The organism is Brachybacterium sp. ACRRE (genome assembly GCF_022346485.1).
GTDB classification, from domain to species: domain Bacteria; phylum Actinomycetota; class Actinomycetes; order Actinomycetales; family Dermabacteraceae; genus Brachybacterium; species Brachybacterium halotolerans.
Genome location: NZ_JAKRMO010000091.1, coordinates 1 through 10745 on the forward strand (window position 1 = coordinate 1; position 10745 = coordinate 10745).

The 10745-nt window shown below is 71.9% G+C and carries 6 protein-coding genes and 1 pseudogene; 3 read left to right on the forward strand and 4 right to left on the reverse strand.

Annotated features, from left to right (window positions below; translation table 11 throughout):
• Positions 1 to 179: 179 nt before the first annotated feature.
• Entirely contained in the window at positions 180 to 611 is a 432-nt protein-coding gene (locus MHY49_RS17775; protein ID WP_239206377.1) for a hypothetical protein, read from the reverse strand.
• A 287-nt stretch (positions 612 to 898) separates the two neighbouring features.
• Here MHY49_RS17775 and MHY49_RS17780 point away from each other — a divergent pair, with 287 nt between their 5' ends.
• Together MHY49_RS17780 and MHY49_RS17785 are read left to right on the forward strand one after the other, a co-directional pair.
• Positions 899 to 4354 carry a bifunctional proline dehydrogenase/L-glutamate gamma-semialdehyde dehydrogenase gene (locus MHY49_RS17780; protein WP_228358346.1) on the forward strand — a complete coding sequence of 1152 codons (3456 nt, stop codon included), beginning with the start codon at positions 899 to 901 and terminating at the stop codon, positions 4352 to 4354.
• Between the two features lie 267 nt (positions 4355 to 4621).
• Positions 4622 to 5878, forward strand: coding sequence for an acyltransferase family protein (locus tag MHY49_RS17785; protein ID WP_239206379.1), 1257 nt, complete (start codon positions 4622 to 4624; stop codon positions 5876 to 5878).
• Between the two features lie 229 nt (positions 5879 to 6107).
• Here the strand turns inward: MHY49_RS17785 and MHY49_RS17790 are convergent, their stop codons facing one another.
• Positions 6108 to 7487, reverse strand: a complete 1380-nt coding sequence (locus MHY49_RS17790; RefSeq protein ID WP_239206381.1) for a UTP--glucose-1-phosphate uridylyltransferase — start codon at positions 7485 to 7487, stop codon at positions 6108 to 6110.
• Between the two features lie 73 nt (positions 7488 to 7560).
• Here MHY49_RS17790 and metG point away from each other — a divergent pair, with 73 nt between their 5' ends.
• Entirely contained in the window at positions 7561 to 9354 is a 1794-nt protein-coding gene (metG, locus tag MHY49_RS17795; RefSeq protein WP_239206383.1) for a methionine--tRNA ligase, read from the forward strand.
• A gap of 9 nt (positions 9355 to 9363) precedes the next feature.
• On the opposite strand, the gene MHY49_RS17800 is transcribed toward metG, so the two are convergent.
• Positions 9364 to 10128, reverse strand: a complete 765-nt coding sequence (locus MHY49_RS17800) for a PIG-L deacetylase family protein (protein WP_239206385.1) — start codon at positions 10126 to 10128, stop codon at positions 9364 to 9366.
• 55 nt (positions 10129 to 10183) lie between these two features.
• Positions 10184 to 10745: pseudogene (locus tag MHY49_RS17805) on the reverse strand (hypothetical protein); the annotation flags it as partial.

Below are 10745 nucleotides of genomic sequence, written 5' to 3' on the forward strand. Positions count from 1 at the left end.
CCCCGCCCGCCCCCCGCCGGCCCCCCGCGGCCCCCCCGGCGCCCCCCCCCGCCCCGCCACAATCCCACCCCCGGGCCACACCCCCCCCCCGGGTACCGGGGCCCCCCACGCTCGTCTCTTCGTGCCACCGGCAGGTGCGCCGGTCCTCGTGCAGCCGGCAGATGCGCCGGCGCCGGGGCTCAGGCGCTGAGGGGCTTGTCGCCGACCTCGCCGTCGCCGCCCGAGGTGGTGTCGGGGGTGCTGCCCGCGGAGCTGTCCGGAGTCGCGGACGTCGATCCGGAGCCCGAGGCCGAGGAGGATGCCTTCGCGCTCTCGACGCCCTCGTCGTCCCCCGAGGCGTCGTCGGCGCGGTGGGTCGCGCGGTCCTTGACCGCCGTGGCCGCACCCGCGGCGGCGCCCTTCACCGAGTCGGCGACCTCGGGCGCGCGGTCCTTCGCGCGCTGGGCCAGGGCTTCCGCAGAGTCCTTGGCGTCGGCCGCCTTCTGCTGGACGGTCGGGTCGTCGGCGATCTGGCGGGCGGTGGACTCGAGCGACTCGTAGGGTCCGCGGCCCATGCGGGAGCCCGCGAAGAAGCCGAGCACGAGGCCGAGCAGGAAGATGACCTTCTTCATGGTGTTCTGCCTTCCGTCGGGGCAGCTTCGGACACTGCCGCAGGTGCCCCATCGTGGCACAGGCACCCGATCACCGGACGTACGATGGCAGTCCCTCGGGCGCGCGCACGGACCCGAGGACGGCAGGAGGGCACCGTCGCCCTCCATCCACCGCGGCGCACCCGTCGCGGGCCCTGCGCCGCCGTCCTCCCCGCCGTTCCCCGGGACACCGCGGGCCGTGCCCCGCATCCAGCTTCAGCCAGCGCCAGCGAGACGTCCCGTCCCGTCGACAGATCAGGAGAACAGCGTTGCCCACGACCACGCGGACCCGCACCACGTCCATCGCGCCCGAGCAGGTCGCATCGCAGGTCAGGGACTGGGTCCACGAGGCCGCAGCGCGGCCCGTCCCCCGCTCCGCCCAGCTGCTGGCCGATCTCCTCAAGGATCCGAAGGGCCTGGACTTCACCGTCGCCTTCGTGGACCGCGTGATCCGCACCGAGGATCCCCGCGCGGCCGCCTCCGAGCTCAAGCGGCTCGCCGCGGACCCGCCGTCGTTCCTGCCGGCTCCGCTGCGCCGCGTGATCTCCTTCGGCGGCGCCACCGCGCCCACGCTGCCCCATGCCGTCATCCCGACCGCGCAGGCCGTCATGCGGCGCATGGTCTCCCACCTCATCCTCGACTCGCGCGACCCGCACCTGGCCCGTTCGGTGCGCCGTCTGCGCGCCGAGGGCACCGACCTGAACATCAACGTCCTCGGCGAGGCCGTCCTCGGCGCCCGCGAGGCCGGGCGGCGCCTGGCCTCCGTGCGCGAGATGGCCGGCCGCGACGACGTCGACTACGTGTCGATCAAGATCTCCTCGATCGTCGACCATCTCTCGCTGTGGGGCGCGGAGGAGACCGTCGACCACGTCGTGGAGACGCTCCTGCCGCTCTACCTCGACGCCTCGCGCCAGGACTCCCCCACCTTCCTGAACATGGACATGGAGGAGTACCGGGACCTCGAGCTCACCCTCGACGTGTTCGAGAAGCTCCTGGACCGCCCCGAGCTCATGCAGCTGCGCGCGGGCATCGTGCTGCAGGCCTACCTGCCCGACTCGTTCGCCGCGATGCAGCGCCTGCGCGCCTTCGCGAAGGACCGCGTGGCCCGTGGCGGCGCGCCCATCAAGGTGCGCGTGGTCAAGGGCGCGAACCTCGCCCTGGAGACGGTCGACGCCTCGCTGCACGGCCTGGACCAGGCACCCTTCCACACCAAGGAGGAGTCCGACGCCCAGTACAAGCGGATCCTCCTGGACTCCCTCGAGCCCGAGCACCTCGAGGCCGTGCACCTGGGCATCGCCGGGCACAACCTCTTCGACGTCGCCTTCGCGCACCTGCTGATGGGCGAGCGCGGGATCGACGGGGCCGACGGCGAGGTCGAGTTCGAGATGCTCGCAGGCATGGCCCCGGGGCAGCAGCAGGTGGTGCGCGAGGCCGTCGGCTCGATGCGCCTGTACGTGCCGGTGGTCTCCCCCCGTGAGTTCGACGTGGCCGTCTCCTACCTGGTGCGGCGCCTCGAGGAGAACGCCTCGAGCGAGAACTTCATGTCGGCCGTCTTCGAGCTCGACGACAGCGAGGAGCTGTTCGCCCGGGAGCAGGCGCGCTTCGAGGCGTCGCTCGCGCGCGCGATCGAGGGCCCGGCGGAGGCCACCCACCGCGACCAGGACCGTGCGGCCGAGGAGCACGGGGAGCGGCCGGCGCTCGGCTCGGCCGTGATCCCCGCCCGTCCCGGCGCCTTCCGCAACACGCCCGACACCGACATGTCCACGGCCGCGAACCAGGAGTGGGCGGCCGGGATCATCCACCGCGTGCGCGGCTCCCGCATCGGCATCGAGGAGATCGAGGCGGCACGGGTGACCACCCGCGAGGGCGTCGACGACGTCTACCGCCGTGCCCTCGCCGCCCAGGAGACCTGGGCGAGGAAGGGCGCGAGCGAGCGCGCGCAGGCGGTCCGCGAGGTCGCCCGCGTCTTCGCCGCCCACCGCGCCGACCTCCTCGAGGTGATGGCCGCCGAGACCGGCAAGGTGCTCGAGCAGGGCGATCCCGAGGTCAGCGAGGCCATGGACTTCGCCCTCTACTACGCCGAGCAGGCGGAACTGCTGGAGGAGCTCGACGACGCGGTCCTCACGCCCCGTCGCCTGACCCTGGTGACCCCGCCCTGGAACTTCCCGGTCGCGATCCCCACCGGCGGCGTGCTCTCGGCGCTCGTCACCGGCAGCGCGGTCGTCATGAAGCCCGCACCGCAGGCCCGCCGCTGCGGCGCGATCATCGGCGCCCTCGTCCACGAGGCCGGGATCGACCGAGACCTCGTCCAGATCGTCGACGTGCCCGAGGACGAGGTGGGGCGCGCCCTGATCACCGACCCGCGGGTGGACCAGCTCGTCCTCACCGGCGCGTACGACACGGCGGCGCTGTTCGCCTCCTGGAGGCCCGACCTGCCGATCAAGGCGGAGACGAGCGGCAAGAACGCCGTCATCGTCACCCCCCACGCGGACCTCGACCTCGCCGCGAAGGACGTCGCCGCGAGCGCCTTCGGCCACGCCGGCCAGAAGTGCTCCGCCGCGAGCCTCGTGATCACCGTCGGCTCCGTCGCCCGCTCCCGCCGCTTCTCCTCCCAGCTCGCCGACGCCGTGATGAGCCTGCACGTCGGCTACCCGACGGACCCGACCTCCCAGATGGGTCCGGTCATCGAGGAGCCCGCCGGCAAGCTCGCCGACGGGCTGAGCAGCCTCGGCGCCGGGGAGCGCTGGCTCGCCGAGCCGCAGCAGCTCGACGAGTCCGGCCGCCTGTGGAGCCCGGGCGTGCGCGAGGGCGTGGCGCCGGGTTCCGAGTACCACCTCACCGAGTACTTCGGGCCGATCCTGGGCATCGTCCACGCCGACACCCTCGAGGAGGCGACCGAGATCCAGAACGGCACCTCGTACGGGCTCACCGCCGGCCTGCACTCCCTGGACCTGGGCGAGATCGCCTGGTGGACCCAGCACGTGGAGGCCGGGAACCTGTACGTCAACCGCGGGATCACGGGCGCGATCGTGGAGCGCCAGGCCTTCGGCGGCTGGAAGCGCTCCGCGATCGGAGAGACCTCGAAGGCAGGCGGCCCGAACTACCTCATCCACCTCATGGATGCGGCCGACGTCGAGGGCCGGCGCACTCCCTCGGGAGCGATCCGCGACGAGGCCACCTGGTTGACCACGGCGAAGCACTCGGACGCGGCCCACTGGACCAGCACCTTCGCCGCCCGCGACCCGCAGGACCTGCACGGCGAGATCAACGTGCTGCGCTACGTGCCGATCCCCACGGTGGTGCGCGCCGCCGAGGGCGCTCGAGAGGTCGAGCTGCGTCGCGTGCTGCACGCGGCGGCGACCGTCGGCGCCGACATCGAGGTCTCCGTGGCGACCGGCGCCCTGCGCGCCGCGGCCGCCCAGGAGCTGCCGGCGGGCACCACCGTGAGGATGGAGGACGCCGACGCGTTCGCCGCCGCCGTCCCCGCGCAGTCCCGCCTGCGGATCCGGCTGGTCGGAGAGGCCGACGACGCCCTGCTGGGCGCGATCTCGCGCCGCGTCGAGGTGGCCCTGTTCCGGGGCCCGGTGACCGCGAGCGGACGGATCGAGCTCCTGAGCTTCCTGCACGAGCAGGCCATCAGCGCGACCGATCACCGCTACGGGAACATCATCCCCGAGACCCTCGACGTCACCGGCGGCGAGGGGTACGTCCACGGTCGCGATTGACGGGGGCCGACGGGCCGCGCGTCGACTCTGTCGGATCGGTCCGTCGGATCGGTCCGTTCGACCGACCCGCCGGACCGGTCGGTCCGACCGACCCATCGGACCAGCCCGTCGGACATGTCCGTTCTGCCGACGACCCGGCCCGTCGACCTGATCACACGCGTCCTCGCGCGCGGGGCGCGATGCGTCCCATTCGCGTCGCGGGTGCTTGAGCGCGTCATCTTCCGGTCCTAGCCTCGTCACGTTCCGTTCACCCCCGACGAGAGGCGCATGCGCATGGCCGGCCAGCAGGATCCGAGCGCGGAGCCAGCCCCCACCGAGACGGCCGGCACGGGCCCGGCCGGTGGGAGCGCCCCGGCCGTTCCGACGCACACGCCGCGGCGCCCGCCCACGCACCGCGCCCACGGCGATGCCCGCGGGACGTCCGCTCCCGCGGCGCTCGACACCCGCGCAGCGCCGTCGGACCCCGGGAAGCCCGAGAAGCCCGAGAAGGCCGAGAAGGCCGCGAAGACGCCCCGTGATCCGCTGCTGGACAACGCGCGCGCGATCCTCATCGCGCTCGTGGTCGTGGGCCACACGATCGAGAGCAACGACAACGCGTACCTCGACATCCTCTACACGTGGATCTACTCGTTCCACATGCCCGCCTTCGTCGCGATCTCGGGCTTCCTCTGCCGCTCCTACCGCAACGAGCCGCGGCAGGTCTCGCGCCTGCTCACGGGCATGCTCCTGCCATACCTGATCTTCCAGGTCATCCACTCGATCGAGAGCGACCTCCTCGACGGGAACCCGATCACCGTGAGCCTGTGGCACCCGGCCTGGACACTGTGGTTCCTGCTCGCGCTGACCTTCTGGCGGGTGTTCTCGCCGATCCTGCGCTCCCTGCGCTACCCGCTCGTGTTCGCGGTCGCGATCTCCGTGCTGGCGCCCCTCGACGCGGACCTGGACACCGTCCTCACCTGGGGCCGCGTGCTGAGCTTCCTGCCGTTCTTCGTGCTGGGACTGATGTGCACGCCGGAGATCCTCGCAAGGATCCGCGACGTGCGCTGGGGACGGCCGATCGGCGCGGCGGCCTTCGCCTGCGCCCTCGTGGTCGCGGCGATCACCCACGACATGTTCTCCAACGACATCTTCACGATGTCCCGCAGCTTCTCCGAGAACGATCTCGGGAACGTCTACGGCATGGTCACGCGCGTGCTCGTGCTGATCTGCGGCACGATCCTCACGATCGCGATGATCATGGTCGCCCCGCGTCGCCACCACTGGTTCACGGCCCTCGGCGTGGAGTCCCTGACGATCTACCTGATCCACCCGCTGCTGCTGCAGATCCCCCGCGACCTGGGCTGGTTCGACACGATGACGTCGAACCTCGACGCGGTGATGCTCGTGGTCGGGGCGCTCCTCCTGGTGCTGATCCCCTCGCGCGCACCGATCGTCAAGGTGCTCTCGTGGATCACCTCGCCGCCCATCGGCCACTGGCTCGTGCGGGAGCCGGCGGCAGGCGCGGCAGGGCCGGCGCGGCGCTGAGCCCGAGGCTCGCAGCGGCGCCGCGCACCTCCCGACCCGCGCCGGAGTGGCGCAACCCGGGCGGGGGTGGCACACCCCGGACGGCAGTCGCGCACCGGCACATGGCGGACGTCTCTGCCATATCTGGCAGAGACGTCCGCCATACGCCGGTGCATGACCGATGGACCGCGTCGACCATCCTCAGATCCGCAGGGGGTGCCCCGCGCAACGGGGACCCACCCCCAGGTCCTCAGCCGCCGAGGACGGTCCCGTCGGGGATCTGCGCGGGGTCCTCGGGGCCGACGACGGCGTCGCCCCGGGCGACGACGTCACGCCCGAAGGTGTGATCGCCCGTCACGCTCAGCGAGGAAGCCTCGCGCAGGGACGGCACGCCGTGCGGGAAGCGGGCGTCGAAGTCGCCGATCAGTTTGTAATGGTCGCCGTCGAGGGAGACGGTCGGGGCCGACGGCACCTGCTGGACGAGCGCGCTCTTGGGGTCGAGGTCGTAGACGTCCGAGCGCACCAGCAGAAGGTCGCTCGTGGCCTTCACGGGCAGGAAGCGATCGCGGCCGACGACGATCGCGCTCGCGCCCTCGAACACCTCGATGGCGGCGCCCATCGCGGACTCGATCTGGTAGACCGGCGTGCTCGACTTGTCCGAGGGGTCGACGGTCTTGGCGTTGCGGATCATGGGCAGCGGCATGACGCCGTCGTGGGCGCGCAGCACCGCGTCGAGCTTCTCGAGGTCCATCCACAGGTTGTTCGTGTGGAAGAACGGGTGGCGGTGCTCGTCGGTGAAGAAGTCCATCTCCTCCTCCGGCGTCTGCGCCGTGTCCCGCAGGATGAGTCGACCGTCGGACTTCCGGACCGCGAGGTGCCCGCCCTTGCGGTCCGCGGGGGTGCGCGGGCACAGCTCGGCCGCGTAGGGGGCTCCGGAGGCGGCGAACCAGCCGGCCAGCACGGGGTTCGGGAGCGTGCCGAGGTTGTCGGAGTTCGACACGGACGCGTACTTGAAGCCTGCGTCCAGGAGCTTCTGGAGGACACCGGAGGTCTGCAGCGCCGTGTACAGGTCGCCGTGGCCCGGCGGGCACCACTCGAGGTCGGGATCGGCCTCCCAGGTGACGGGCTCGAGGTCGTCGGCCCGCAGCTTGGGCTCCTTGTTCTGCAGGAAGTCCAGCGGGAGGTCGCCCACGGGCAGGTCCGGGTACTGCTCGAGCACCTCGAGGGTGTCCTCGCGCGTGCGGAAGGAGTCCATGAACAGCAGCGGCAGCGGGGAGCCGGTCGCCTTCCGGGCGGCCAGGACCTGCTCGACGATGATCTGCAGGAAGGACCTGCCGTCGCGCACGGGCAGCAGCGACTTCGCGCGGTCCATGCCCATCGAGGTGCCCAGGCCCCCGTTGAGGTTGATGATCGCGAGGCGGTCGAAGGCCTCCTTGGCCTGGAACGGGTCGATCGTGACGTCCTCGAGCCGGGGCGGGTCGAGGTACGGGGAGATGGTGTCCTCCGGGATCGACCCGGTGACGCCCTCCTCGAGCTGCTGGTAGTAGCGGGAGAACACGTCGATCGCCGTCTGGGCGACGCCGGCGTCTCGCATCTTCTGCTGGGCTGCGGAAAGGCCATGGGTGCTCATGTGGCCAGGGTATCGGTCGACGCGGGCCGTTCGCGGTCCGCGTGCGGGCGTGGTGTCCGTAGACTTGCGTCCCATGAGCACAGTCCTGTCCGCGGTCGCCTGGCCGTACGCCAACGGTCCCCGCCACATCGGTCATGTCGCCGGCTTCGGCGTCCCCTCCGACGTCTTCTCGCGCTTCATGCGCATGGCGGGCCATGACGTGCTCATGGTCTCCGGCACCGACGAGCACGGCACCCCGATCCTGGTCGAGGCCGACAAGGAGGGCGTGACCGCCCGCGAGCTCGCCGACCGGAACAACCGGATCATCGTCGATGATCTCGTCGCCCTGGGCCTCAGCTACGACCTGTTCACGCGCACCACCACCCGCAACCACTACGCGGTGGTGCAGGAGATGTTCGAGGTCGTGCGCGACAACGGCTACATGATCGAGCAGACCACCTCCGGCGCCATCTCGCCGTCGACCGGCCGCACCCTGCCCGACCGCTACATCGAGGGCACGTGTCCGATCTGCGGCGCGCCGGGTGCGCGCGGTGACCAGTGCGACACCTGCGGCAACCAGCTGGATCCGACGGACCTCATCGACCCGGTCTCCCGCATCAACGGCGAGACCCCGGAGTTCATCGAGACCACCCACTGGTTCCTGGACCTGCCCGCGCTCGCGGCGGAGCTCGGTCGCTGGCTCGACGAGCGCGAGGCGACCGGTCTGTGGCGTCCGAACGTGATCCGCTTCAGCCAGAACATCCTCCAGGACATCAAGCCGCGCGCGATGACCCGCGACATCGACTGGGGCATCCCGGTGCCGGGCTGGGAGGACCAGCCCACCAAGCGCCTCTACGTGTGGTTCGACGCCGTGATCGGCTATCTCTCCGCGTCCATCGAATGGGCGCGGCGCCAGGGCGATCCGGAGGCGTGGCGCCGCTGGTGGAACGATCCCGAGGCCCTCACCTACTACTTCATGGGCAAGGACAACATCGTCTTCCACTCGCAGATCTGGCCGGCGGAGCTCATCGCCCAGAACGGCGAGGGCGACAAGGGCGGCGAGCCCGGCCGCTTCGGGAAGCTGAACCTGCCCACCGAGGTCGTCTCGAGCGAGTTCCTCACCATGGAGGGCCGGAAGTTCTCCTCCTCCAAGCGCATCGTCATCTACGTGCGCGACATGCTCGAGCGCTATCAGCCCGACGCGGTGCGCTACTTCATCTCGGCCGCGGGACCGGAGAACCAGGACGCGGACTTCACCTGGTCCGAGTTCGTCTCGCGCACGAACAACGAGCTCGTCGCCGGCTGGGGCAACCTCGTGAACCGCACGGCCGCGATGATCGCGAAGAACGTCGGCGAGATCCCCGCCGCGGGCGAGCTCGAGGACGTCGACCGGGCGCTGCTGTCCCAGATCGAGGGCGGCTTCCGGTCCGTCGGCTCCCTCATCGAGGCCCACCGGCAGCGCGCCGCGATCGCCGAGGCCATGCGCCTGGTGGGCGAGGCGAACCGCTACGTCTCGGAGACGGAGCCCTTCAAGCTCAAGGCCCCCGAGCAGCAGGAGCGCCTGCACACGGTGCTCCACGTGCTCGCCCAGGCCGTCACCGACCTCAACACCATGCTCGCCCCGTTCCTCCCGTTCTCCGCCAACGCGGTCGAGAGGGCGCTCGGCGGGGACCGGCAGATCGCCCCGCTGCCCGAGGCCCGCGAGGTCGAGGACCTTGACGGCGGCCCCTCCTACGCGATCATCACGGGCGACTACACGGACGTGCCCGCATGGGGCCACCGCGACGTCGAGACCGGTCGCCCGGTCTCCAAGCCCTCGCCGATCTTCACCAAGCTCGACCCGAAGGTCGTCGACGAGGAGCTCGAGCGGCTCGACCCCGAGGCCTGATCCGACGGGTCACTCCCCCGTCGCGCCTCCGAGCCCTCCGAGGTCGAAGACGCGGGCGGTGACGGCGAGCCCGCCGCCCTCGCTCTGCGCGCCGCCCTCCTGCAGGGCGCGCGGGATGAGCTCCTCGGGCGCGGGGTGCCCGGTGACGTGCGCGAGGTACGCCTCGTGGCTGCGCAGCGAGGCGATCGACGCCTCGGCGTCATCGGGGCCGACGGGGATCGCGTGGGTCGGCCGCGAGTGGCCGACGACGAGCAGGGCGCGGGCCTGCCACGGTCGATACCCGTCGTGGCCGAGCTCGCGGAACACCCAGGGGTTCGCGGCGTCGCGCGTGCCGTCGGCCGCCGCCGTCCCGGCCGCGCGGTGGTCCGCCTGGTTCAGGGAGCCGTAGGCCTCGACCTCGTAGGTCGTGGTGAGCACGAGGTCCGGGCGCACGTCGCGGACGGTGCGGGCCACGTCGCGCCGCAGGTCGAGCGAGGGCTCGAGCATGCCGTCGGGATGGGCGAGGATCCGCAGATCCTCGACGCCCACCGTCGTGCAGGCGGTCCGCTGCTCGCGGGCGCGCAGCGGGGCGACGACTTCCGGTGCCTCCGCCATGCCCGCCTCCCCCGCGGTGAGCAGGAGGTAGGTGACCTCGACGCCTCGCGTGGTCCAGCGGTGCACCGCGGCGGACGCCCCGTACTCCATGTCGTCGGGGTGCGCGACCACGCAGAGCACGCGGCGCACGTCCTCGTCGGGAAGCGTCGGCAGGGCGCGGGCGGCCTGGTGGCTGGGCATGAGGACTCCCCTCGGTCGGCGGGCAGCGCCGCGTCGGGCCGCCCGGGCTCCGAGGCTACTCGGGCTCGACTCCCGCGCGGGAGGGATCCGGAGCGCCCGCGCGCCCAGCGCCGGCTCGCGCAGCGCCGGCTCGCGCGGCGCCGGCTCGCGCAGCGCGACGGCGCCCGGCCCATCGGCGCAGTCGCGCCGTGGTCCGCTCGAGCGGCAGGAACGCCGCCCAGCACACCACCGTGGGCAGGAAGTGGATCCCGAGCGCCACGAACGTCGCGAGATGGAAGACGAGGAAGACGCCGATCAGCGCGTAGAGCTTCCTGCCCCGCAGGAACAGCGCGAGCGGAGAGATGGTCTCGAGGGCGATGAGCGCCCATTGGGCCGGACGGAACAGCCAGGGCACGTCCAGCATCCACTGCACCCACGGGGCGCCGCGGCGGATGAACGCGAAGGCGAACACTGCGCTGTTCGCCCAGGTCGCCGGGGACCCGGAGATCACCGACTTCTCGAGCACCGAAAAGAAGTAGGTGAGCACCACGGCGAGCTGGATGCAGCGCAGCGCCCAGCCCGCCTGCCGGGAGAGCACTCCTCCGTCGGCCCCACCGAACCCACCGACCCCGCCGACC